Origin of the sequence: Serratia liquefaciens ATCC 27592, assembly GCF_000422085.1 — a bacterium.
Lineage (GTDB): Bacteria > Pseudomonadota > Gammaproteobacteria > Enterobacterales > Enterobacteriaceae > Serratia > Serratia liquefaciens.
The window spans coordinates 5,037,821-5,061,068 of the sequence record NC_021741.1 but is presented as its reverse complement, the minus strand read 5'-3'; the positions used below and the strand labels follow the sequence as shown (position 1 = coordinate 5,061,068).

The 23,248-nt window shown below is 54.4% G+C and carries 15 protein-coding genes, 4 tRNA genes, 3 rRNA genes and 1 riboswitch; of the genes, 16 read left to right on the top strand and 6 right to left on the bottom strand.

The features are described 5' to 3' along the window. Positions 1-269 precede the first annotated feature (269 nt). Positions 270-1,415: an acetylornithine deacetylase gene (argE, locus tag M495_RS23545; RefSeq protein ID WP_020837529.1), complete on the bottom strand. Its 1,146-nt coding sequence runs from the start codon at positions 1,413-1,415 to the stop codon at positions 270-272. A 216-nt stretch (positions 1,416-1,631) separates the two neighbouring features. Here argE and argC point away from each other — a divergent pair, with 216 nt between their 5' ends. The 4 genes from argC (at position 1,632) to argH (ending at position 6,137) form a co-directional block, all read left to right on the top strand. Beyond that, positions 1,632-2,636 (top strand): N-acetyl-gamma-glutamyl-phosphate reductase, encoded by a 1,005-nt coding sequence (argC, locus tag M495_RS23540; RefSeq protein ID WP_020837528.1) that lies wholly within the window; start codon positions 1,632-1,634, stop codon positions 2,634-2,636. A gap of 29 nt (positions 2,637-2,665) precedes the next feature. Continuing rightward, positions 2,666-3,439, top strand: coding sequence for an acetylglutamate kinase (argB, locus tag M495_RS23535; protein ID WP_020837527.1), 774 nt, complete (start codon positions 2,666-2,668; stop codon positions 3,437-3,439). 25 nt (positions 3,440-3,464) lie between these two features. Beyond that, positions 3,465-4,685, top strand: a complete 1,221-nt coding sequence (locus M495_RS23530; protein ID WP_020837526.1) for an argininosuccinate synthase — start codon at positions 3,465-3,467, stop codon at positions 4,683-4,685. A 78-nt stretch (positions 4,686-4,763) separates the two neighbouring features. Continuing rightward, on the top strand, positions 4,764-6,137 hold the full coding sequence (gene argH / locus M495_RS23525) for an argininosuccinate lyase (RefSeq protein WP_020837524.1): 1,374 nt from the start codon (positions 4,764-4,766) through the stop codon (positions 6,135-6,137). A gap of 33 nt (positions 6,138-6,170) precedes the next feature. On the opposite strand, the gene M495_RS23520 is transcribed toward argH, so the two are convergent. The 3 genes from M495_RS23520 to M495_RS23505 form a co-directional block, all read right to left on the bottom strand. After that, the gene (locus tag M495_RS23520) at positions 6,171-6,497 is read right to left on the bottom strand and encodes a type II toxin-antitoxin system HicB family antitoxin (RefSeq protein WP_020837523.1); all 327 of its coding nucleotides are present in this window, start codon (positions 6,495-6,497) and stop codon (positions 6,171-6,173) included. Positions 6,498-6,909: 412 nt separating this feature from the next. Further along, the gene (locus tag M495_RS23510; RefSeq protein ID WP_020837519.1) at positions 6,910-8,358 is read right to left on the bottom strand and encodes a dihydrolipoyl dehydrogenase; all 1,449 of its coding nucleotides are present in this window, start codon (positions 8,356-8,358) and stop codon (positions 6,910-6,912) included. A 77-nt stretch (positions 8,359-8,435) separates the two neighbouring features. Then, on the bottom strand, positions 8,436-9,167 hold the full coding sequence (locus M495_RS23505; protein WP_020837517.1) for a glutathione peroxidase: 732 nt from the start codon (positions 9,165-9,167) through the stop codon (positions 8,436-8,438). 151 nt (positions 9,168-9,318) lie between these two features. Here M495_RS23505 and oxyR point away from each other — a divergent pair, with 151 nt between their 5' ends. After that, complete coding sequence (gene oxyR / locus M495_RS23500; RefSeq protein WP_020837516.1) at positions 9,319-10,236, top strand: DNA-binding transcriptional regulator OxyR; 918 nt, start codon at positions 9,319-9,321, stop codon at positions 10,234-10,236. Here oxyR and sthA read toward each other — a convergent pair. Then, entirely contained in the window at positions 10,219-11,616 is a 1,398-nt protein-coding gene (sthA, locus tag M495_RS23495; RefSeq protein ID WP_020837515.1) for a Si-specific NAD(P)(+) transhydrogenase, read from the bottom strand. The two genes, oxyR and sthA, sit on opposite strands and share 18 nt — an antisense overlap. Positions 11,617-11,831: 215 nt before the next feature. On the opposite strand from sthA, the gene fabR reads away from it, so the two are divergent. Then, the gene (gene fabR / locus M495_RS23490; RefSeq protein WP_020837514.1) at positions 11,832-12,464 is read left to right on the top strand and encodes an HTH-type transcriptional repressor FabR; all 633 of its coding nucleotides are present in this window, start codon (positions 11,832-11,834) and stop codon (positions 12,462-12,464) included. Positions 12,465-12,478: 14 nt separating this feature from the next. Then, a complete protein-coding gene (locus M495_RS23485) occupies positions 12,479-12,847 on the top strand; it encodes a YijD family membrane protein (RefSeq protein ID WP_020837513.1) in 369 nt (122 codons plus the stop codon). A gap of 42 nt (positions 12,848-12,889) precedes the next feature. On the opposite strand, the gene trmA is transcribed toward M495_RS23485, so the two are convergent. Then, a complete protein-coding gene (gene trmA, locus M495_RS23480) occupies positions 12,890-13,993 on the bottom strand; it encodes a tRNA (uridine(54)-C5)-methyltransferase TrmA (RefSeq protein ID WP_020837512.1) in 1,104 nt (367 codons plus the stop codon). Between the two features lie 124 nt (positions 13,994-14,117). Further along, positions 14,118-14,326: riboswitch (cobalamin riboswitch) on the top strand. A gap of 68 nt (positions 14,327-14,394) precedes the next feature. Between trmA and btuB the strand changes: the two genes are divergently transcribed. The 9 genes from btuB (at position 14,395) to M495_RS23435 (ending at position 22,949) form a co-directional block, all read left to right on the top strand. Then, a complete protein-coding gene (gene btuB / locus M495_RS23475) occupies positions 14,395-16,248 on the top strand; it encodes a TonB-dependent vitamin B12 receptor BtuB (RefSeq protein WP_041415096.1) in 1,854 nt (617 codons plus the stop codon). After that, on the top strand, positions 16,193-17,056 hold the full coding sequence (gene murI / locus M495_RS23470; RefSeq protein ID WP_041415094.1) for a glutamate racemase: 864 nt from the start codon (positions 16,193-16,195) through the stop codon (positions 17,054-17,056). The genes btuB and murI overlap by 56 nt, the downstream gene beginning before the upstream one ends. Before the next feature lie 442 nt (positions 17,057-17,498). Next, positions 17,499-19,041 (top strand): 16S ribosomal RNA (locus M495_RS23465). 75 nt (positions 19,042-19,116) lie between these two features. Continuing rightward, positions 19,117-19,193 (top strand) — tRNA-Ile (locus M495_RS23460). 37 nt (positions 19,194-19,230) lie between these two features. Continuing rightward, a tRNA-Ala gene (locus M495_RS23455) sits at positions 19,231-19,306 on the top strand. Positions 19,307-19,523: 217 nt separating this feature from the next. Beyond that, positions 19,524-22,431, top strand: a 23S ribosomal RNA gene (locus M495_RS23450). A 102-nt stretch (positions 22,432-22,533) separates the two neighbouring features. Next, a 5S ribosomal RNA gene (rrf, locus tag M495_RS23445) occupies positions 22,534-22,649 on the top strand. Together the 16S, 23S and 5S rRNA genes with 4 tRNA genes alongside form the textbook arrangement of a ribosomal RNA operon. A 95-nt stretch (positions 22,650-22,744) precedes the next feature. Next, a tRNA-Asp gene (locus M495_RS23440) sits at positions 22,745-22,821 on the top strand. 52 nt (positions 22,822-22,873) lie between these two features. After that, a tRNA-Trp gene (locus M495_RS23435) sits at positions 22,874-22,949 on the top strand. Positions 22,950-23,248 lie beyond the last annotated feature (299 nt).

Here is a 23,248-nt window from a genome sequence, read left to right as displayed (position 1 = left end):
CGCCTAGCTGCAACTTGAAATCTATTGGGTAGATGATTTTTATCTTGTAAGTAAATTTCACGTGTCAGGCGAAGAGCGCCTGTTTCATCTCGCCACGTTCCTGTCCAATCGTCAATTGACACTATTTTTAGCAAAAAAACATCAAAATCGGCGCATTTTCTGAAATTTAATTACGGCACGCCGGTTATCAGTCTGGCTTATTTCATTGGTTTAATACGTATTTTGAGGTAGGGGGAATGATAAATCATAACCCCTACTTTGTATCAGGTTTATTGACGGCAGAAATGATTGACCAGTTGGCCCAGCAGTTTGCGCGTGGGTTCGATAAAGCCGGTATCGATGTATTCATCCGGCTGATGCGCCTGGTCGATAGAGCCGGGGCCCAGCACCAGGGTCGGACAGACCTGCTGGACGAACGGCGCCTCGGTGCAATAGTTGACCACCTGTGTACGGGTGCCCAGCAGTTTCTCAATCACCGCCACCATCTGATGATCGGTCGGACACTCGTAGCCCGGTACCGAGGCATGCAGTTCTTCAATGCTCAGGCGGCCCGGCCAGCGTTGGCTGATGGGTTCCAGCGTTTGGTGCATCAGTTCGTTGATATTGTCGAGCGTCATGCCCGGCAGCGGACGGATATCCAGATGCAGTTCACAGCAGGCGCAGATGCGGTTAGCGGCATCGCCGCCGCTGATATGGCCGAAGTTCATGGTGGGATAAGGCACGGCGAATGCCGGGTTGTTGTAGCGCTCCTGCAGCGTTTTACGCAGCTCCATCAAACGGCCGATGGTGTCATGCATCAGATCGATGGCGTTCACGCCGCGCGCCGGGTCGCTCGAATGGCCAGATTGGCCGACAATGCGAATGGCGTTGGCCATATGGCCTTTGTGCGCACGCACCGGCTGCAATGAGGTCGGTTCGCCGATAATCGCGAAGTCAGGGCGGATGCTGGTCGAGGCGGCGAAGTAACGTGCGCCGGCCATCGTCGTTTCTTCATCTGCGGTGGCCAAAATGTACAGCGGTTTGGTCAGCTGGCTGGCATCGATGTCACGCACCGCATCCAAAATAAAGGCAAAGAAGCCCTTCATGTCGGCGGTACCCAGTCCATACAGCTTATTGTCGTGCTCGGTCAGGGTGAAAGGATCGCGTGTCCAACGGCCTTCATCATAAGGCACGGTATCGGTGTGGCCCGCCAGCAGCAGGCCGCCACTGCCTTCGCCAATGCTTGCCAGCAGGTTGAATTTGTTGCGGCTGTCCGGCACCGGCTGCACGTCGACGCGGAAACCCAAATCGGCAAACCAGCCGGCCAGCAAGTTGATTAACGCTTCATTACTCTGATCGAGGGCACCATCGGTGGCGCTGATCGACGGAGTGGCGATCAACGCCCGGTACAGCTCAATAAATGGAGGTAATTTCATCTTCACTGTTGACAGCCTTTGGTTAGGTTGGTATCAATATTCATGCAGTTATTGTGAATAAAAATACAGTAAGCTGGAGCGTAAGGGAACCCGATTCCCGGATGATTATAAAAACATCAACGCTCGACCTCGTGGGTGAACGGCGAAACAACGCTGGTGAGCCTGGAAACCTGAGTCGAAAACGACCAAACGCAAGTCAAGAAGGTGAAAGGCCCCATGTTGAATACGCTGATTGTCGGTGCCAGCGGTTATGCCGGAGCGGAGCTCACGGCGTACCTTAATCGTCACCCACACATGAACATAACCGCTTTAGCGGTTTCAGCGCAAAGTGCAGATGCAGGAAAATTGCTTTCCGATTTGCACCCTCAGTTAAAAGGCATCGTTGATCTGCCGTTGCAACCATTGGTTGACGTTGCGAAAGCGGCTGAAGGTATCGACGTGGTGTTTTTGGCCACGGCGCATGAGGTCAGCCACGATATCGCGCCGGCGTTCCTGGCCGCCGGTTGCGTGGTGTTCGATCTTTCCGGTGCATTCCGCGTAAAAGATACCGCTTTCTACAGCCAGTACTACGGTTTTGAACATCGGCATGCCGAGCTGCTGGAGCAGGCGGTATATGGCCTGGCGGAGTGGCAGAGCGACGAAATCAAACGGGCGCAGCTGATAGCCGTGCCAGGCTGTTACCCAACGGCAGCGCAGCTGGCACTGAAACCGCTGATCGACCAAGGTTTGCTGAACCTCGACCAGTGGCCGGTCATCAACGCCACCAGCGGCGTTAGCGGTGCGGGCCGCAAGGCCAGCGTTACCACCAGCTTCTGTGAGGTGAGCCTGCAGCCGTACGGGATTTTCAACCACCGCCATCATCCGGAAATCGTCGCGCACCTGGGAGTGCCGGTCATCTTTACGCCACATTTGGGTAACTTCCCGCGTGGTATTCTCGAAACCATCACCTGTCGCCTTAAAGCCGGCGTGACCGCGCAGGACGTGGCCGCCGTTTATCACGCTGCCTATGACGACAAACCGCTGGTGCGGCTGTACGACAAAGGCGTGCCGGCGCTGAAGTCAGTGGTTGGGTTGCCGTTTTGCGATATCGGCTTTGCCGTGCAGGGCGAACACCTGATTGCCGTGGCGGTGGAAGACAACCTGTTGAAAGGCGCAGCCGCTCAGGCGGTGCAATGCCTGAATATCCGTTTTGGGTTCCCGGAAACCCAGTCATTACTTTAATAAATCACCAGCGTGGGATGTAAACAGCGATGAACCCGTTAATTATCAAGTTAGGTGGCGTGTTATTAGACAGTGAAGAAGCGCTGGAGCGTTTGTTTACCGCGCTGGACAGCTACCGCCAGCAGCATCAGCGCCCACTGGTTATCGTCCACGGCGGCGGTTGCGTGGTGGACGAACTGATGAAGCAGCTTTCCCTGCCGGTGGTGAAGAAAAATGGGCTGCGGGTTACCCCGGCCGATCAGATCGACATTATCACCGGCGCACTGGCCGGTACGGCCAACAAAACCTTGCTGGCATGGGCGATCAAACACCAGATTAATGCCGTAGGCCTGAGCCTGGCGGACGGCGGCAGCGTCACCGTCACCCCGCTCGATCCGGCGCTTGGCCACGTAGGCAACGCGCAGCCGGGGTCGCCAGCGTTGCTCAATACCCTGCTGGGTGCCGGCTACCTGCCGGTGATCAGCTCTATCGGTATTACCGCCGATGGGAAGTTAATGAATGTAAACGCCGATCAGGCGGCGACCGCGTTGGCCGCCACGCTGGGTGCGGATTTGATCCTGCTGTCGGATGTCAGTGGCATCCTCGACGGAAAAGGGCAGCGCATCGCAGAAATGACGGCGCAAAAAGCGGAACAACTGATTGCCCAGGGCATCATCACTGATGGTATGGTGGTGAAGGTGAATGCGGCGCTCGATGCGGCCCGCACCCTCGGTCGCCCGGTAGATATCGCCAGTTGGCGCCATGCCGATCAGCTTCCTGCACTGTTTAACGGCGTGTCGATTGGCACCCGGATCCTCGCTTAAATTTAGAATTAAAAAGGAAAAGACCATGCAAAACCAAGGCATCAAAAAAATCGTTCTGGCGTACTCTGGCGGCCTGGATACTTCGGCCATCATTCCCTGGCTGAAAGAAAACTACGGCGGCTGCGAAGTGGTGGCATTCGTGGCAGATATCGGCCAGGAGCGCAGCGATCTGGAAGGCGTGGAGCAAAAAGCCCTGCAATCCGGTGCCTCTGAGTGTCACGTTGTTGATCTGCGTGAAGAATTCATCAGTGATTATGTTTACCCCGTGCTGCAAACCGGTGCCCTGTATGAAGGCAGCTACCTGCTGGGGACCTCAATGGCCCGTCCGATCATCGCCAAGGCGCAGGTTGAGCTGGCGTTGAAGGTCGGTGCTGACGCGCTGTGCCACGGCGCAACCGGTAAAGGTAACGACCAGGTGCGTTTCGAAACCACCTATACCGCACTGGCGCCGCACTTGAAAGTGGTAGCCCCTTGGCGCGAGTGGAACCTGCGTTCCCGTGAAGCGCTGCTGGACTACCTGAAAGAGCGCAACATCCCGACCACGGCGTCGCTGGAAAAAATCTACAGCCGTGACGAAAACGCCTGGCATATCTCTACCGAAGGCGGCGTGCTGGAAAGCCCGTGGAATGCACCGAATAAAGACTGCTGGGTCTGGACCGTCGATCCGCAGGAAGCTCCGGATCAGCCAGAGCAGGTGACTGTCACCGTCGAGAAAGGTCGGGTAGTGGCGGTAAACGGCGAAGCGTTGAGCCCGTACAAATGCCTGGAAACCCTGAACGTGTTGGGCGCCAAACATGGTGTGGGCCGTATCGATATCGTGGAAAACCGTTTGGTGGGTATCAAATCCCGCGGTTGCTACGAAACCCCGGGCGGCACCATCATGGTGGCGGCACTGCGTGGCGTTGAGCAGCTGGTTCTGGATCGCGATAGCTTCAAATGGCGTGAGCAGCTGGGCCTGGAAATGGCTTACGTAGTGTACGATGGCCGTTGGTTCGCGCCGCTGCGTCGTTCACTGCAAGCATCTGCTGAGGCACTGGCCGAAGAAGTGAACGGCGAAGTGGTGCTGCAGCTGTACAAAGGCCAGGTAACGGCAATTCAGAAGAAATCTGCCAATAGCCTGTACTCTGAAGAGTTCGCCACCTTTGGCGAAGACGAAGTTTACGATCACAGCCATGCCGGTGGCTTTATCCGCCTGTTCTCGCTCTCTTCACGCATTCGTGCGCTGAACGAGAAAAAGAACAAGTAACTTTATTGATTATTCGGCGTGACTTGATAAGGGCGCAGCGTGCTGCGCCCTTATTCGCATAAAATTCAGGAGTAAGGTATGGCACTTTGGGGCGGACGGTTCAGTCAGGCGGCAGATCAGCGGTTCAAGCAGTTAAATGATTCTTTGCGCTTCGATTATCGCCTGGCGGAACAGGACATCGTAGGGTCAGTGGCCTGGTCGAAAGCGCTGGTGACCGTCAACGTATTGACGGCGACCGAGCAGCAACAGCTGGAACAGGCGTTGAGCGTGCTGTTGGAAGAGGTACAGGCCGATCCGCAGGCGATTGTCAGCAGCGATGCGGAAGATATTCACAGCTGGGTGGAGCAAAAGCTGATCGACAAGGTCGGCGATCTCGGTAAAAAGCTGCACACCGGCCGTAGCCGTAACGATCAGGTCGCGACCGATCTGAAATTGTGGTGCAAACACCAAATTGGTGAACTGCATCAGGCCATCGTGCAACTGCAACAGGCGCTGGTGGAAACCGCCGAAGCCAACCAGGATGCGGTGATGCCGGGTTATACCCACCTGCAGCGTGCGCAGCCGGTGACCTTCGCGCACTGGTGTCTGGCCTATGTTGAAATGCTGGCGCGTGATGAAAGCCGCCTGCAGGATACGCTGAAACGCCTGGACGTCAGCCCGCTGGGCAGTGGCGCACTGGCCGGCACTGCGTACCCGATCGACCGTGAGCAATTGGCAGGTTGGCTGGGCTTTGCTTCGGCAACCCGTAATAGCCTGGACAGCGTTTCGGATCGTGACCACGTGCTTGAACTGTTGTCTAACGCCTCCATCAGCATGGTTCATCTGTCGCGCTTTGCCGAAGACCTGATCTTCTTCAACAGCGGCGAAGCGGCCTTTGTCGATCTGTCCGACCGCGTGACTTCCGGCTCCTCGCTGATGCCGCAGAAGAAAAACCCGGATGCGCTGGAGCTGATCCGCGGTAAATGCGGGCGTGTACAGGGCGCATTGACGGGCATGATGATGACGCTGAAAGGCCTGCCGCTGGCGTACAACAAAGATATGCAGGAAGACAAGGAAGGGCTGTTCGACGCGTTGGATACCTGGATGGACTGTCTGCAGATGGCGGCGCTGGTGCTGGATGGCATCCAGGTGAAACGTCCGCGTTGTAAGGAAGCGGCAGAGCAGGGCTACGCCAACTCGACCGAACTGGCGGATTATCTGGTCGCCAAAGGCGTGCCATTCCGTGAGGCGCACCATATCGTCGGTGAGGCGGTCGTAGAGGCGATCCGCCAGGGTAAGGCGTTGGAAGCCCTGCCGTTGGCTGATTTGCAGAAATTCAGCGCGGTGATTGGCGACGACGTATACCCAATTCTGGCACTTCAATCATGTCTGGATAAACGTTCGGCTAAGGGCGGTGTTTCTCCTCAGCAGGTCGCCAGTGCGATCGCCGCAGCGAAACAGCGTTTGGCTTGAGTGGCGTAAGGGCAGCCCGGTGCTGCCCTTTATCTATCCCGCCAGCCGTGCGCAAAGATAGCGGTTCAGGCTGACACCTTCCTCTATAGCGTTGATCGCCAGACGTCGATGTTGTTCCGGTGTCATACGCAATACCAGTTTGCCGCTGAAAACTCTCTCGGCCAGCGCCTGTGGCGGTGTTTCACCCTGTGCCAACAGGTCATTGATCACCTCGCTAACCAGTTTTTCAATACCTTCAAGCGCTGCGGTACGCGTTGCGGCCAGCCACGACAGGGAAGGGAATTCTGTGCAGAGGCCGACATATTCGTTGTCCTCTTCCGACCAGGTGATGCGATAAGTGTAATGCTCATGCTTTTCCATGTTCATCCTCCATTTTGACCAATGCGGCAATGACCTGTTTAACCTGATATACCTTTGCCGTGCCTCCATTTCCGCGTTGTATATTAATCCGGGGATCGCCTTGCCAGGGCATGCGGTAAACGTGATGACTGCCGCCGTTCAAACGCGGTGGGCCGAACCAGCGCGTACAAATTGTTATCAACTCAGTGAATCTGATGCTGTTCTGCCGTTGTTGCAGATCTTCAATGGCACTCCTGATTCCTTTCATGCATGTACCTTATTTTAGTATCATTATTGATATCATTTCAATGTGGCGACGTAAAAATGACCTGACATGTGCTGAGCGGCAAGCAGCAAACGACAAGAGTGGAATTCGAAGCGCAAAAAAAACCGGGCACGAAGGCCCGGTGGGGATAGATAGCAGGGGGAAGAACTACTCGCCCGGACAGCGCTGGCAGCGTTCCGCCTCGGCTTCGCCCAGTTTCAGTTTTGACTGCAAGTCACGCAGTGCGGTACGCAGGCCTTCTTCGATCACCGGGTGATAGAACGGCATGTCCAGCATCTGGTTGATGGTCATTTTCTGCTGATGTGCCCAGGCTAACAGGTGAGCAATGTGCTCGACGTCCGGCCCCATCATTTCTGCGCCGAGGAAACGCCCGGTACCTTGTTCGCCGTAGACGTGCAGGATGCCTTTATTACGCAGCATCACTCGTGAACGGCCTTGATTTTCGAATGACACTTCACCGATTTCAAAACAGCCGCAGGCGCTGAATTTTTCATTCAGCTCGCGGAAGGTGGAACCGACCATGGCGATCTGCGGATCGGAAAATACCACCGAGATCGCACTGCGGCGCAGGCCCGGGGTCACTTCCGGGAAGCTTCCGGCGTTGGTTCCGGCAATGCGCGCCTGATCGCTGGCTTCGTGCAATAACGGCAGCTGGTTACTGGCGTCACCGGCGATAAAGATATGCGGCACGTTGGTTTGCATCGTCAGACGATCGGCCTGAGGCACGCCCCTGGCATCGAGCACCAGACGGGTGTTCTCAAGACCCAGATTATCGACGTTCGGTCGACGACCGGTGGCAGCCAGGACGTAATCCACCATGATCTCCTGCGGTAAGCCGTTCAGACCCTGATAGCGGATAAAGACCTTGTCGCCTTCGCGCTGCATCATGTCCACTTTCACATCGGCATCAAGATAGAACTCTTCGCCTAACGCTTTGGCGGCATAATTGCGTACCGTACTATCGGTTAGCGGCCCGACGGCACCACCAACGCCAAATACTTTGGTTTCGACGCCGAGGCGATGCAGCGCCTGCCCCAGCTCCAGGCCAATTACGCCGGGCCCGAACACGGCCACCGAGTCTGGCAAATCAGTCCAGTTGAACACGTCATCATTGACAATCAAGCGGTCGCCCAGCGCATTCCATGCTGTCGGCCAGCTTGGGCGGGAACCGGTGGCGATAACGATGCGTTGCGCCACAATGCGGGTGTGATCGTCCACCTGCAAAGTATTGTCGTCGATGAAACGGGCATAACCCTGAATTTTGTCGGTGGCCGGGATTTCGTCGACACCTTCCAGTACGAAGCCGACGAAACGGTCGCGCTCGCGTTTAACACGGTCCATGACTTCACGGCCGTTAATGGTAGTTTTTCCGGCGGGATACACGCCAAAACCCGATGCGCGCTCGATTTGATGCACCGCCTCGGCGGCGGCAATCAGTAATTTTGATGGCATGCAGCCAACGCGGGCACAGGTGGTGCCATAAGCTCCGCCTTCGATCATCACCACGCTTGGGGTGGCAAGCTTGGCGGCGCGATAGGCGCCCAGACCGGCGGTGCCGCCGCCGATGACCGCGACGTCAACATTCAACTGTTTCATATCCGCTCCTGAAAGCTAAAAAAAGGGCGGGCCGAAGCCCGCCAAAAGTTCACGTTGGCTTTGTTATTACTTATAAATCAGGCTGACAGGAAGTTTTCCAGGTCATCGCTGCCGCCGATATGACGGCCGCCGATGAAGACCTGAGGTACGGTTGCACGGCCGGTGACGGCGCGCAGGCTAACGGTGGTGGCGTCCTGACCCAGTATGATCTCTTCATACTGGATGCCACGTTCCTGCAGCATTTGTTTGGCTTTGGCGCAGAATGGGCAGCCCGGTTTGGTGAACAGGGAAACCGACTCCTGCACTTTGAATTCCGGAGCCAGGTATTTCAGCATGGTGTCGGCGTCAGACACTTCAAACGGGTCGCCCGGCTTGTTAGGTTCGACGAACATTTTTTCCACCACGCCGTTGCGCACCAGCATGGAATAACGCCATGAGCGCGGGCCAAAGCCCAGATCCGCTTTCTCGACCAGCATGTCCATGCCTTTGGTGAACTCGCCGTTGCCGTCTGGAATGAAAGTGATGTTCTCTGCGTGCTGATCGGCCTTCCAGGCATTCATAACGAAGGTGTCGTTCACTGAAACGCACAGAATGCTGTCAACGCCGTGCTGTTTGAATACGCTGGACAGTTCGTTGTAGCGTGGCAGATGGCTGGAAGAACAGGTTGGGGTAAACGCGCCCGGCAGTGAAAACACGATGACGGTTTTGTCTTTGAACAGGTCGTCGGTGGTGACGTCAATCCATTGGTCGCCCTGACGGGTGTGGAAGGTAACCTGAGGGACTTTTTTGCCTTCTTGACTGGTAAACATGAATTAACCCCTTAATTAGGAAAAATAATTTTTAGCTGTTAGCGCGGTATCGCTTCGTTGGGTGACATTATTGACGTCGGGGCTTGATAGATCTAATCGCTCATTGCTATCTTATCTATCGCCATGAGCTATCGTGGTCTGGAGGGAAACAATGAATATTCGTGATTTAGAGTACCTGGTCGCTTTGGCCGAGCACCGGCATTTCCGCCGTGCCGCCGATTCTTGCCATGTTAGCCAACCCACGCTGAGTGGGCAGATCCGTAAGCTGGAAGACGAGCTGGGTGTGATGCTACTCGAACGTACCAGTCGCAAGGTGTTATTCACCCAGGCGGGCCTGTTGCTGGTGGAACAGGCGCGTACCGTGCTGCGCGAAGTCAAAGTTCTGAAAGAGATGGCCAGCCAGCAAGGTGAAGCCATGTCGGGGCCGCTGCATATCGGCCTGATCCCCACCGTCGGGCCTTATCTGCTGCCGCAGATCATTCCTACGCTGCACAAAACCTTTCCCAAGCTGGAAATGTACCTGCATGAAGCGCAAACCCAACAGCTATTGGCACAGCTCGACAGCGGTAAACTTGACTGCGCCATTCTGGCGCTGGTGAAAGAAACAGAAGCCTTTATTGAAGTGCCGCTGTTTGACGAACCGATGAAGCTGGCGGTGTATTCCGATCACCCATGGTCGCAGCGTGACCGCGTGGCGATGCCGGATCTGGCCGGTGAAAAGTTGTTGATGCTGGAAGATGGCCACTGTCTGCGCGATCAGGCGATGGGCTTTTGTTTCCAGGCCGGGGCCGACGAAGATACCCATTTCCGGGCGACCAGCCTGGAAACGCTGCGTAATATGGTTGCGGCGGGCAGTGGGATCACTTTGCTGCCGTCACTGGCGGTACCGCCGCAGCGTGAGCGCGACGGCGTGTGTTACCTGGACTGCTTCAAACCTGAACCCAAGCGCACCATTGCGCTGGTGTACCGCCCCGGCTCCCCATTGCGCAGTCGTTATGAGCAATTGGCCGAGGCGATCCGCGAGCACATGCAAAGCTACATGGGCACCACGTTAAAACAGGCGGTTTAAGCCGTTCAGCGCTGCCACCCGGTAGGCTTCGGCCATGGTCGGATAGTTGAAGGTCGTATTAACGAAGTATTCGATAGTATTGCCTTCACCTTTCTGTTCCATGATCGCCTGGCCAATGTGGATGATCTCTGCCGCACGCTCGCCGAAGCAGTGGATCCCAAGGATCTGCAGGGTGTCGCGATGGAACAGGATCTTCAGACTGCCGACGTTCATGCCGGCAATCTGCGCGCGGGCCAGATGCTTGAACTGTGCACGACCCACTTCATACGGCACTTTCATCGCCGTCAATTCCTGCTCGGTTTTACCGACGGAGCTGATTTCCGGAATGGTGTAGATACCGGTCGGGATGTCTTCAATCAAATGTCCGCTGGCTTCGCCGGAGGAAATCGCCTGTGCGGCAATGCGGCCCTGATCGTAGGCGGCAGATGCCAGACTCGGGTAGCCAATCACGTCACCCACGGCATAAATGTGTGGCAGCGCGGTCTGGTACATGCTGTTCACTTTCAGCAGGCCACGGCTGTCTGATTCCAGACCGACGTTCTCCAGCCCCAGCGAGTCGGTATTACCGGTGCGGCCGTTGGCGTACAGCAGGCAATCGGCCTTCACTTTCTTGCCGGATTTCAGGTGAACAATCACGCCGTCTTCAGTGCCTTCGATCTTCTCGAACTCTTCGTTGTGGCGGATCACCACGCCGTTGTTCCAGAAGTGATATGACAGCGAGTCCGACATTTCCTGGTCGAGGAACGCCAGCAGACGATCGCGGGTGTTGATCAGATCCACCTTCACGTTCAAACCGCGGAAGATAGATGCATATTCACAGCCGATCACCCCAGCGCCATAAATGATGACGTGACGCGGTTCGTGGTTCAGTTCGAGAATGGAATCACTGTTATAAATACGCGGATGGTTAAAATCGACGCTCGACGGGTTGTACGGGCGTGAGCCGCAGGCAATAACGATGTGATCGGCGCGGATGGTGTCCTGGGTGCCGTCCATATAGCTGACGCTAACGGTGTTGGCGTCGATAAAGCGCGCATCGCCGGCAAATAGCTTACACTGGTTGCGCTCATAGAAACCCTGACGCATCCGGGTTTGCTGATTAATGACGTTATCGGCGTGGCGTAAAATGTCAGGGAATGTCGCGCTGAGCGTGCGTGAATTGTTATAAAGCGGGTTCTGGTTGAATTCGATAATGCGGCTAACGGCGTGGCGGAGGGCTTTGGATGGGATGGTGCCCCAATGGGTACATCCACCGCCTACGTTATTGTACCGTTCTATCACGGCCACGCGGGCGCCCTGCTTCACCAACCCCATAGCGGCACCTTCACCACCTGGGCCCGAGCCAATGACTATGGCATCAAATTGATAGTGCTGTTGCATAGGGGAGAGACCTGTCTTATACAAAATTACAACGGTATCTTAACATCATAGCGCTGAGTGCCCAATCACCATTAGGCTTTTTGAGGCAAAGCACAAATGGTGCAGGCTGAAACTGTGACAGGGCGCGTTTGTATAAATGCTGTTGCAATAAAATTTGCTATATTGCCGGGTCTACGGCGTTAGACTGAGAAAATGGATCTTATCTGGATATGCATATGGGCGTCAGAGCACAACAAAAAGAACGGACTCGTCGTTCCCTCATCGAAGCGGCCTTCAGCCAACTGAGCGCTGAACGCAGCTTTGCCAGTCTGAGCCTGCGCGAGGTCTCGCGTGAAGCGGGCATCGCGCCGACGTCATTTTATCGCCACTTCCGTGATGTGGACGAGCTGGGGTTAACCATGGTGGATGAGAGCGGCCTGATGCTGCGTCAACTGATGCGGCAGGCGCGGCAGCGTATCGCCAAGGGGGGCAGCGTGATCCGCACCTCGGTCTCCACCTTTATGGAGTTTATCGGCAATAATCCCAACGCCTTCCGCCTGCTGTTGCGTGAACGCTCCGGGACCTCGGCGGCCTTTCGTGCGGCGGTGGCGCGTGAGATCCAACATTTTATCGCCGAACTGGCGGATTACCTCGAGCTGGAAAACCATATGCCGCGCAGTTTCACCGAAGCGCAGGCGGAAGCTATGGTCACCATCGTTTTCAGCGCCGGTGCTGAAGCGCTGGATATCGACATCGATCAACGGCGTCGGCTTGAGGAGCGCTTAGTGTTGCAACTGCGGATGATTTCCAAAGGCGCTTATTATTGGTATCGCCGCGAACAAGAAAAAACTTCTGTATCCCACGTATAAAAAGGTAGAAAGCGATGGAAAAACCAGGCCGTGAGAATGGCACCTTACTGCTGGCGTTGATTGCCGGCCTTTCAATCAACGGTTCGTTCGCCGCGCTATTCAGCTCGGTGGTGCCGTTTTCGATTTTCCCGATTATTGCTTTGGTGTTGGCGGTGTATTGCCTGCATCAACGGTATCTGCACCGCGCGATGCCGGATGGCATACCTAAGCTGGCGGCGGCGACCTTCCTGCTTGGGGTGCTGCTGTACAGTGCGATAGTGCGTGCCGAATACCCGCAGATCGGCTCTAACTTCCTGCCGGCGATTATTTCCGTGGCGCTGGTGTTCTGGATTGGCATGAAGCTGAAGGCGCGCAAGGCGCTGGATGAGAATACCCCGGCGTAAGGGGAAAACCAGGGGCGCAGCAAGCGCGGCGCCCCTGTGAGATTAAACGCGTTTTTCCAACAGTACGCCGCATTCCATGTGATGGGTATACGGGAACTGATCGAACAATGCCAGACGGCTGATTTGATGAGTTTCCTGCAACGTCTCCAGATTGGCGCACAGCGTTTCCGGGTTGCATGAGATATACAAAATTCGCGGATAAGCCTGCACCATTTTTACCGTTTCATCATCCAGTCCGCTGCGCGGCGGATCGACAAAAATGGTTTCGCAGTTATAGCTGCTCAGATCGATACCCTTCAAACGATTAAACTCGCGTACTCCATTCATCGCCTGGGTAAAATCTTCCGCCGCCATACGGATAATCTGTACGTTATCGATATGATTGGCGGCAATGTTGTACTGCGCCGCGGCAACGGAAGGCTTGGCGATTTCAGTGGCCAGCACCCGCTCGAAGTTACGTGCCAGCGCCAGGGAGAAGTTGCCGTTGCCGCAATACAGCTCCAGCAGATCGCCTTTAGAGCCGGCGGTCACGTCCAGCGCCCATTCCAGCATCTGTATGTTCATCGCCGCATTCGGCTGGGTGAAGCTGTTTTCCACCTGACGGTAAATCATGTCGCGGCCGGCGACCGGCAGGACTTCATCGACGTAATCCTGATCCAGCATGATTTTCATCTTCGACGCACGACCAATCAACTGCAGGTCAAAGCCCTGGGCGCGGAGATCATCCCGCAGCTTTTCTGCCTGCTGCTGCCAGGCGTCGTCCAGCTTACGGTGATACAGCAGCGAGGCGATGATTTTGCCGCTGCGAGTCGACAGGTAATCAATCTGGAACAGCTTGCGGCGCAAAATAGGATCCGGCTTGATGGCGGCGATCAGTGCGCTCATCAGGCGGTTAATCAATTCGCTGGCGGCAGGAAACTGCTCGACGCGGATGCGTTGCTTGGTCTGCTGGTCAAACATGATGTGGTACATCTCGTCTTCATCATGCCAGATGCGGAATTCTGCGCGCATGCGGTAGTGTTCGACTTGCGAGCGGAACACTTCCGGCTCGGGTGCCGTGAACGGTGACATCAGCGTCTTCAGCCGGGCAGTTTTTTCCGCCAGTTGGTCATCGTAACGTTCAATAGGCAAATTCTCGGGCGTCATGTTTCTTCTCGTCAGGCAAATTTGATCAGCGGGGATTGTAGGGAATCAGTCCGTGAAGTCCAGTTTTGTCGTGTTTATTATTTGTAACATTGATAGCAGTCTAGACATCTATTTACATTGATCGTAGCATTGTCGTCCGGCCTCAAGCAGTGAGTGAAAAGGGAATCCGGTGTGAATCCGGAGCTGACGCGCAGCGGTAAGGGGAAGTCACGGCGATAGCGTTTTACGCAGACACTGTCCATTGCAGGACGGGAAGTCATCGCCCGGTGCTGGTAGCTAAGAGGCCGCCCGCAACTCCCAAGCCCGAAGACCTGCCGGTGTTACGTCGCAATGTCCGTGGCCGTCGCGAAATACCGGCCATGATCCTGCGGCATCCGCCAATTAAGTTTGGATGCTTTTTCATGACAATTACAAAAAATACGCTGCTGGCGGTGGTTTCCTCCGTCACGGCTTTTTCTGGCTGGGCGCAAGACAACACCACAGCGAATAACAGCGAAAATCTGGTGGTTTCTGCCAACCGCTTCCCACAGCCGGTTTCTTCCGTGCTGGCACCCACTTCCGTCGTCACCCGTGATGAAATCGACCGCTGGCAGGCAAAAAGCCTGACCGATGTGATGCGCCGCCTGCCGGGTGTAGACGTTGGGCAGAACGGTGGCCTGGGGCAAAAAAGCTCGCTGTTCATTCGCGGCACCAATTCCAGCCATGTGCTGGTGCTGATCGACGGTATCCGTCTTAATCAGGCCGGTATCAGCGGCTCTTCCGATCTCAGCCAGATCCCGATTTCGCTGGTGCAGAAAGTTGAATATATTCGTGGCCCACGTTCGGCGGTTTATGGCTCCGATGCCATCGGCGGCGTGGTTAACATTATTACCACCCGCGAAAAGAACGGCACTACGCTTTCCGCCGGTGTGGGGTCTAACGGTTACCAGGCCTATGACGCGTCTACTCAACAACAGCTGGGCGACAGCACGGTTGCCACGGTCGCCGGTAACTACACCTATACCAAAGGTTATGATGTGGTGGCCTACGGCAGCACCGGCATGCAAAGCCAGCAGGATCGCGACGGCTTTATGAGCAAGTCGCTGTACGGCGCTGTTGATCATCAGTTCAACGAGGCTATCAGCGGTTTTGTTCGTGGTTACGGTTACGATAACCGCACGGCTTACGACAGTTTCTCTGACGTCGATACCCGCAAGTTGTACAGTCAAACCTGGGATACCGGCCTGCGTTATAAGGAAGGCATCTACGCGACGCAGTTGATTGGCAGCTACAGCCACAGCAAGGATTATGATTACGATCCTCGTCGCGGCATGTATGACAGCTCAGCCAGCCTGGTGGACTCCGAGCAGTACAACCTGCAATGGGGAAATACTCTTCAGGTAGGTCAGGGTACGGTCAGTTCGGGGATTGACTGGCAGCATCAGCAAATCAAGCCAGACTCCACCACGGTTAACGGTGAAAAAACCCAACGCAACGCCGGTGTTTATCTGACTGCGCAGCAGTTGGTCGGGCCGGTCACTCTGGAAGGAGCGGTTCGCGGCGACGATCATTCCGAATTTGGCTGGCATGGCACTTGGCAAACCAGTGCGGGCTGGGAGTTTATAGAAGGTTACCGTTTCATCGCCTCCTACGGCACGGCATTCAAAGCCCCTAATATGGGTCAGCTGTATGGCAACTTCGGCAATAATACCGATCTGAAGCCGGAAGAAAGCAAACAGTGGGAAGGGGGCTTTGAAGGTTTGACCGGGCCGGTAACCTGGCGCGTGTCCGGCTACCGCAACGATATTGATAACCTGATTGATTCCACCGGCGAGACCAACTACGTCTATTACAATGTTGGCAAGGCCACAATTAAAGGTATTGAAGCTACAGCTTCATTCGACACGGGTCCGTTAACCCATCACATTGGTTACGACTATGTCGATCCGCGTAATGCCAAAACCAATGAAGTGCTGCTGCGCCGTGCCAAACAGCAGGTGAAGTATGAGCTGGATTGGCAGGTCTATGATTTTGACTGGGCAGTGACCTATCAATACCTGGGTGAGCGTTATGATAAAGACTACAGCACCTATCCAGAGCAAAGCGTCAAACTTGGCGGTGTCAGCCTGTGGGGTCTCGCAGTTTCGTATCCGGTCACATCTCATCTGACAGTTCGTGGTAGAATCGCCAACCTGTTTGATAAAGATTATGAGACGGCTTATGGCTACGCTACTCCAGGAAGAGAATACTACCTCACTGGAAGCTATACCTTCTAACACCCCTGCTACGGCCCGTCCGACGGTGCTGGTATTTGATTCCGGCGTCGGCGGGTTATCGGTGTATCAAGAGGTTCGGCAACTGCTGCCGGACCTCCACTATATATACGCCTTCGATAATGTGGCGTTTCCCTACGGCGAGAAATCCGAAGAGTTTATTGTTGAGCGCGTGCTGGAGATTGTCAGCGCGGTGCAGCAACGGCATCCTCTGGCGATAGTCATCATCGCTTGTAACACGGCCAGTACGGTCTCCCTGCCGGCCCTGCGTGAACGCTTTACCTTCCCGGTTGTCGGCGTGGTGCCTGCCATCAAGCCTGCTGCCCGTCTGACCGCCAATGGTGTGGTGGGCCTGCTGGCTACCCGCGGTACCGTACAGCGTACTTATACCCATGAGCTGATCGCCCGTTTCGCTACCGATTGCAAGATCGAGCTGCTTGGCTCCTCTGAGCTGGTGGAACTGGCAGAAGCCAAGCTGCATGGTGAAGCCGTACCGCTGCCGGCGCTGAAGAAAATTCTCCATCCATGGCTGAGCATGCGCGAGCCACCGGATACCGTGGTACTCGGTTGCACCCATTTCCCTTTATTAGCAGAGGAGCTAATGCAGGTGTTGCCTGAGGGAACCCGACTGATCGATTCCGGCGCGGCGATTGCCCGTCGTACCGCATGGCTGATTTCGACGCAGGAAAATCTGGTGTCGACGCAGGAAGAGAATCTGGCGTATTGCATAGCGTTAAATGAAGATACTGACGCTTTATTGCCCGTTCTCCAGGGATATGGCTTTAAATCGTTGAAAAAACTGCCTCTTTAAGGCTGTTTTGGTTAAATGTTCAACGGTCGGAAAAAATATTGAAATTAGGGGTTGCGGCCTTCTGAGAACTCCCTATAATGCGCCTCCACTGACCGGGAACAACGACTCCTCTAACGAGAACCAGTCGCCCAGCCAGGAAGAAGCAAGCCGGTGAAAACACCGTTTCTTAATAAGAAAAAAGCTTGACTCTTCAGCGGGAAAGCGTAATATGCACCTCCCGCGTTACCGAGAAACATCTTAGTAACGAACGCTCTTTAACAATTTATCAGACAATCTGTGTGGGCACTCCACAAGACGATATCCAGAACCTTCGGGTTCAAAAAAATATCAAGTCTTGAAGAGTGACCAAGCAATAATTCATTTAGTTGACATGTTTAACTGATGAATATTACGAAAGTTAATTTTCGAGCATCGCTTCACGAGTTGAAGCAAATCAAGCTTTTAATTGAAGAGTTTGATCATGGCTCAGATTGAACGCTGGCGGCAGGCCTAACACATGCAAGTCGAGCGGTAGCACAGGAGAGCTTGCTCTCTGGGTGACGAGCGGCGGACGGGTGAGTAATGTCTGGGAAACTGCCTGATGGAGGGGGATAACTACTGGAAACGGTAGCTAATACCGCATAATGTCTACGGACCAAAGTGGGGGACCTTCGGGCCTCATGCCATCAGATGTGCCCAGATGGGATTAGCTAGTAGGTGGGGTAATGGCTCACCTAGGCGACGATCCCTAGCTGGTCTGAGAGGATGACCAGCCACACTGGAACTGAGACACGGTCCAGACTCCTACGGGAGGCAGCAGTGGGGAATATTGCACAATGGGCGCAAGCCTGATGCAGCCATGCCGCGTGTGTGAAGAAGGCCTTCGGGTTGTAAAGCACTTTCAGCGAGGAGGAAGGGTTCAGTGTTAATAGCACTGTTCATTGACGTTACTCGCAGAAGAAGCACCGGCTAACTCCGTGCCAGCAGCCGCGGTAATACGGAGGGTGCAAGCGTTAATCGGAATTACTGGGCGTAAAGCGCACGCAGGCGGTTTGTTAAGTCAGATGTGAAATCCCCGCGCTTAACGTGGGAACTGCATTTGAAACTGGCAAGCTAGAGTCTTGTAGAGGGGGGTAGAATTCCAGGTGTAGCGGTGAAATGCGTAGAGATCTGGAGGAATACCGGTGGCGAAGGCGGCCCCCTGGACAAAGACTGACGCTCAGGTGCGAAAGCGTGGGGAGCAAACAGGATTAGATACCCTGGTAGTCCACGCTGTAAACGATGTCGACTTGGAGGTTGTGCCCTTGAGGCGTGGCTTCCGGAGCTAACGCGTTAAGTCGACCGCCTGGGGAGTACGGCCGCAAGGTTAAAACTCAAATGAATTGACGGGGGCCCGCACAAGCGGTGGAGCATGTGGTTTAATTCGATGCAACGCGAAGAACCTTACCTACTCTTGACATCCAGAGAATTCGCTAGAGATAGCTTAGTGCCTTCGGGAACTCTGAGACAGGTGCTGCATGGCTGTCGTCAGCTCGTGTTGTGAAATGTTGGGTTAAGTCCCGCAACGAGCGCAACCCTTATCCTTTGTTGCCAGCGCGTAATGGCGGGAACTCAAAGGAGACTGCCGGTGATAAACCGGAGGAAGGTGGGGATGACGTCAAGTCATCATGGCCCTTACGAGTAGGGCTACACACGTGCTACAATGGCGTATACAAAGAGAAGCGAACTCGCGAGAGCAAGCGGACCTCATAAAGTACGTCGTAGTCCGGATCGGAGTCTGCAACTCGACTCCGTGAAGTCGGAATCGCTAGTAATCGTAGATCAGAATGCTACGGTGAATACGTTCCCGGGCCTTGTACACACCGCCCGTCACACCATGGGAGTGGGTTGCAAAAGAAGTAGGTAGCTTAACCTTCGGGAGGGCGCTTACCACTTTGTGATTCATGACTGGGGTGAAGTCGTAACAAGGTAACCGTAGGGGAACCTGCGGTTGGATCACCTCCTTACCTAATGATATTGATTCGCGTGAAGTGCTCACACAGATTGTCTGATGAAAAAGTAACGAGCAGAAATACCTTTATAGGCTTGTAGCTCAGGTGGTTAGAGCGCACCCCTGATAAGGGTGAGGTCGGTGGTTCAAGTCCACTCAGGCCTACCACTTCTTGAAGTGGAAAAGGTACTGCACGTGACTGTATGGGGCTATAGCTCAGCTGGGAGAGCGCCTGCCTTGCACGCAGGAGGTCAGCGGTTCGATCCCGCTTAGCTCCACCATATAGTCCTGTATTTCAATACTTCAGAGTGTACTGGCAACAGTATGCTGCGAAGTATTTTGCTCTTTAACAATCTGGAACAAGCTGAAAATTGAAACATGACAGCTGAAACTTATCCCTCCGTAGAAGTATTGGGGTAAGGATTAACCTGTCATAGAGTCTCTCAAATGTAGCAGCACGATGTGTTCTCTGTTTACAGAAACACCTTCGGGTTGTGAGGTTAAGTGACTAAGCGTACACGGTGGATGCCTAGGCAGTCAGAGGCGATGAAGGGCGTGCTAATCTGCGATAAGCGTCGGTAAGGTGATATGAACCGTAATAACCGGCGATACCCGAATGGGGAAACCCAGTGCAATTCGTTGCACTATCGTTAAGTGAATACATAGCTTAACGAGGCGAACCGGGGGAACTGAAACATCTAAGTACCCCGAGGAAAAGAAATCAACCGAGATTCCCCCAGTAGCGGCGAGCGAACGGGGAGGAGCCCAGAACCTGAATCAGTTCTTGTGTTAGTGGAAGCGTCTGGAAAGTCGCACAGTAAAGGGTGATAGTCCCGTACACTAAAATGCATTAATTGTGAGTTCGATGAGTAGGGCGGGACACGTGACATCCTGTCTGAATATGGGGGGACCATCCTCCAAGGCTAAATACTCCTGACTGACCGATAGTGAACCAGTACCGTGAGGGAAAGGCGAAAAGAACCCCGGCGAGGGGAGTGAAATAGAACCTGAAACCGTGTACGTACAAGCAGTGGGAGCACCTTCGTGGTGTGACTGCGTACCTTTTGTATAATGGGTCAGCGACTTATATTTTGTAGCAAGGTTAACCGTATAGGGGAGCCGTAGGGAAACCGAGTCTTAACTGGGCGAATAGTTGCAAGGTATAGACCCGAAACCCGGTGATCTAGCCATGGGCAGGTTGAAGGTTGGGTAACACTAACTGGAGGACCGAACCGACTAATGTTGAAAAATTAGCGGATGACTTGTGGCTGGGGGTGAAAGGCCAATCAAACCGGGAGATAGCTGGTTCTCCCCGAAAGCTATTTAGGTAGCGCCTCGTGAACTCATCTTCGGGGGTAGAGCACTGTTTCGGCTAGGGGGCCATCCCGGCTTACCAAACCGATGCAAACTCCGAATACCGAAGAATGTTATCACGGGAGACACACGGCGGGTGCTAACGTCCGTCGTGAAGAGGGAAACAACCCAGACCGCCAGCTAAGGTCCCAAAGTCATGGTTAAGTGGGAAACGATGTGGGAAGGCATAGACAGCCAGGATGTTGGCTTAGAAGCAGCCATCATTTAAAGAAAGCGTAATAGCTCACTGGTCGAGTCGGCCTGCGCGGAAGATGTAACGGGGCTAAACCATGCACCGAAGCTGCGGCAGCGACGCTTAGGCGTTGTTGGGTAGGGGAGCGTTCTGTAAGCCGTTGAAGGTGGCCTGTGAGGGTTGCTGGAGGTATCAGAAGTGCGAATGCTGACATAAGTAACGATAAAGCGGGTGAAAAGCCCGCTCGCCGGAAGACCAAGGGTTCCTGTCCAACGTTAATCGGGGCAGGGTGAGTCGACCCCTAAGGCGAGGCCGAAAGGCGTAGTCGATGGGAAACAGGTTAATATTCCTGTACTCGGTGTTACTGCGAAGGGGGGACGGAGAAGGCTAGGCTAGCCGGGCGACGGTTGTCCCGGTTTAAGCGTGTAGGGGGAGTGACCTGGTAAATCCGGTTACTTATCAACCCTGAGGCGTGATGACGATGCACTACGGTGCAGAAGTAGTTGATGCCAAGCTTCCAGGAAAAGCCTCTAAGCATCAGGTAACACAGAATCGTACCCCAAACCGACACAGGTGGTCAGGTAGAGAATACCAAGGCGCTTGAGAGAACTCGGGTGAAGGAACTAGGCAAAATGGTGCCGTAACTTCGGGAGAAGGCACGCTGGCGCGTAGGTGAAGAGACTTGCTCTCGGAGCTGAAGCCAGTCGCAGATACCAGCTGGCTGCAACTGTTTAATAAAAACACAGCACTGTGCAAACACGAAAGTGGACGTATACGGTGTGACGCCTGCCCGGTGCTGGAAGGTTAATTGATGGGGTCAGCCGCAAGGCGAAGCTCTTGATCGAAGCCCCAGTAAACGGCGGCCGTAACTATAACGGTCCTAAGGTAGCGAAATTCCTTGTCGGGTAAGTTCCGACCTGCACGAATGGCGTAATGATGGCCAGGCTGTCTCCACCCGAGACTCAGTGAAATTGAACTCGCTGTGAAGATGCAGTGTACCCGCGGCAAGACGGAAAGACCCCGTGAACCTTTACTATAGCTTGACACTGAACATTGAGCCTTGATGTGTAGGATAGGTGGGAGGCTTTGAAGCGTGGACGCCAGTCTGCGTGGAGCCAACCTTGAAATACCACCCTTTAATGTTTGATGTTCTAACTCGGCCCCATAATCTGGGGTGAGGACAGTGTCTGGTGGGTAGTTTGACTGGGGCGGTCTCCTCCCAAAGAGTAACGGAGGAGCACGAAGGTTAGCTAATCACGGTCGGACATCGTGAGGTTAGTGCAAAGGCATAAGCTAGCTTGACTGCGAGAGTGACGGCTCGAGCAGGTACGAAAGTAGGTCTTAGTGATCCGGTGGTTCTGAATGGAAGGGCCATCGCTCAACGGATAAAAGGTACTCCGGGGATAACAGGCTGATACCGCCCAAGAGTTCATATCGACGGCGGTGTTTGGCACCTCGATGTCGGCTCATCACATCCTGGGGCTGAAGTAGGTCCCAAGGGTATGGCTGTTCGCCATTTAAAGTGGTACGCGAGCTGGGTTTAGAACGTCGTGAGACAGTTCGGTCCCTATCTGCCGTGGGCGTTGGAAGATTGAGAGGGGTTGCTCCTAGTACGAGAGGACCGGAGTGAACGCACCACTGGTGTTCGGGTTGTCATGCCAATGGCACTGCCCGGTAGCTAAGTGCGGAAAAGATAAGCGCTGAAAGCATCTAAGCGCGAAACTTGCCTCGAGATGAGTCTTCCCTGGGCCTTTAAGGCCCCTGAAGGAACGTTTAAGACTAAGACGTTGATAGGCTGGGTGTGTAAGTGCAGCGATGCATTGAGCTAACCAGTACTAATGATCCGTGAGGCTTAACCTTACAACACCAAAGGTGTTTTAGAGAGATTGTAGAGATTTTCAGCGAGTTCCGAGATTGGTTTCAATGGCTACGGGAGTGGCGGTTGGAATGAAACAGAATTTGCCTGGCGGCAATAGCGCGGTGGTCCCACCTGACCCCATGCCGAACTCAGAAGTGAAACGCCGTAGCGCCGATGGTAGTGTGGGGTCTCCCCATGCGAGAGTAGGACACTGCCAGGCATCAAATAAACGTTATCAGCCTGACAACTGGTAATGAGCAGGATCGCCAAATGCGGTTTTGCCCACATCGAAAGATGTGACGTAAAAGAATCGGTGGAGCGGTAGTTCAGTTGGTTAGAATACCTGCCTGTCACGCAGGGGGTCGCGGGTTCGAGCCCCGTCCGTTCCGCCACTTATTTAAATTATGCCTGCTATCTTAGCAGGCATAATGTTAAGCGAGATTTAGGGGCGTAGCTCAGTTGGTAGAGCACCGGTCTCCAAAACCGGGTGTCGCGAGTTCGAGTCTCTCCGCCCCTGCCATATTAGAAACCCTTTGCGAAAGCGAAGGGTTTTTTTTTGCGTGAAATTTCCCCATCTCCCATAATTCCCCTGAAAGATCGCTTAAAACTCGCACCGAAATCGTTCCCAATTTAGACATTTTTAGCTGGATCCATGTACAAAATGGTTGTTCTGCCGTGATGTGATGCTGCGCATTATTCCTGCCCGATTTTCGACTACACCTAATGTGTGTCCAACCCTAAGGACACCCACTTCACCAGAAAAAATGCAGCATACACAACAACGATAATCCCTGCCCGGCGTGGTTCCATGCCAAGGCA

Bases quoted from the DNA above. Each gene is read 5' to 3' on its own strand.
- argE (WP_020837529.1), bottom strand. From the start codon at position 1,415: ATGAAATTACCTCCATTTATTGAGCTGTACCGGGCGTTGATCGCCACT.
- argC (WP_020837528.1), top strand. From the start codon at position 1,632: ATGTTGAATACGCTGATTGTCGGTGCCAGCGGTTATGCCGGAGCGGAG.
- argB (WP_020837527.1), top strand. From the start codon at position 2,666: ATGAACCCGTTAATTATCAAGTTAGGTGGCGTGTTATTAGACAGTGAA.
- M495_RS23530 (WP_020837526.1), top strand. From the start codon at position 3,465: ATGCAAAACCAAGGCATCAAAAAAATCGTTCTGGCGTACTCTGGCGGC.
- argH (WP_020837524.1), top strand. From the start codon at position 4,764: ATGGCACTTTGGGGCGGACGGTTCAGTCAGGCGGCAGATCAGCGGTTC.
- M495_RS23520 (WP_020837523.1), bottom strand. From the start codon at position 6,497: ATGGAAAAGCATGAGCATTACACTTATCGCATCACCTGGTCGGAAGAG.
- M495_RS23510 (WP_020837519.1), bottom strand. From the start codon at position 8,358: ATGAAACAGTTGAATGTTGACGTCGCGGTCATCGGCGGCGGCACCGCC.
- M495_RS23505 (WP_020837517.1), bottom strand. From the start codon at position 9,167: ATGTTTACCAGTCAAGAAGGCAAAAAAGTCCCTCAGGTTACCTTCCAC.
- oxyR (WP_020837516.1), top strand. From the start codon at position 9,319: ATGAATATTCGTGATTTAGAGTACCTGGTCGCTTTGGCCGAGCACCGG.
- sthA (WP_020837515.1), bottom strand. From the start codon at position 11,616: ATGCAACAGCACTATCAATTTGATGCCATAGTCATTGGCTCGGGCCCA.
- fabR (WP_020837514.1), top strand. From the start codon at position 11,832: ATGGGCGTCAGAGCACAACAAAAAGAACGGACTCGTCGTTCCCTCATC.
- M495_RS23485 (WP_020837513.1), top strand. From the start codon at position 12,479: ATGGAAAAACCAGGCCGTGAGAATGGCACCTTACTGCTGGCGTTGATT.
- trmA (WP_020837512.1), bottom strand. From the start codon at position 13,993: ATGACGCCCGAGAATTTGCCTATTGAACGTTACGATGACCAACTGGCG.
- btuB (WP_041415096.1), top strand. From the start codon at position 14,395: ATGACAATTACAAAAAATACGCTGCTGGCGGTGGTTTCCTCCGTCACG.
- murI (WP_041415094.1), top strand. From the start codon at position 16,193: ATGGCTACGCTACTCCAGGAAGAGAATACTACCTCACTGGAAGCTATA.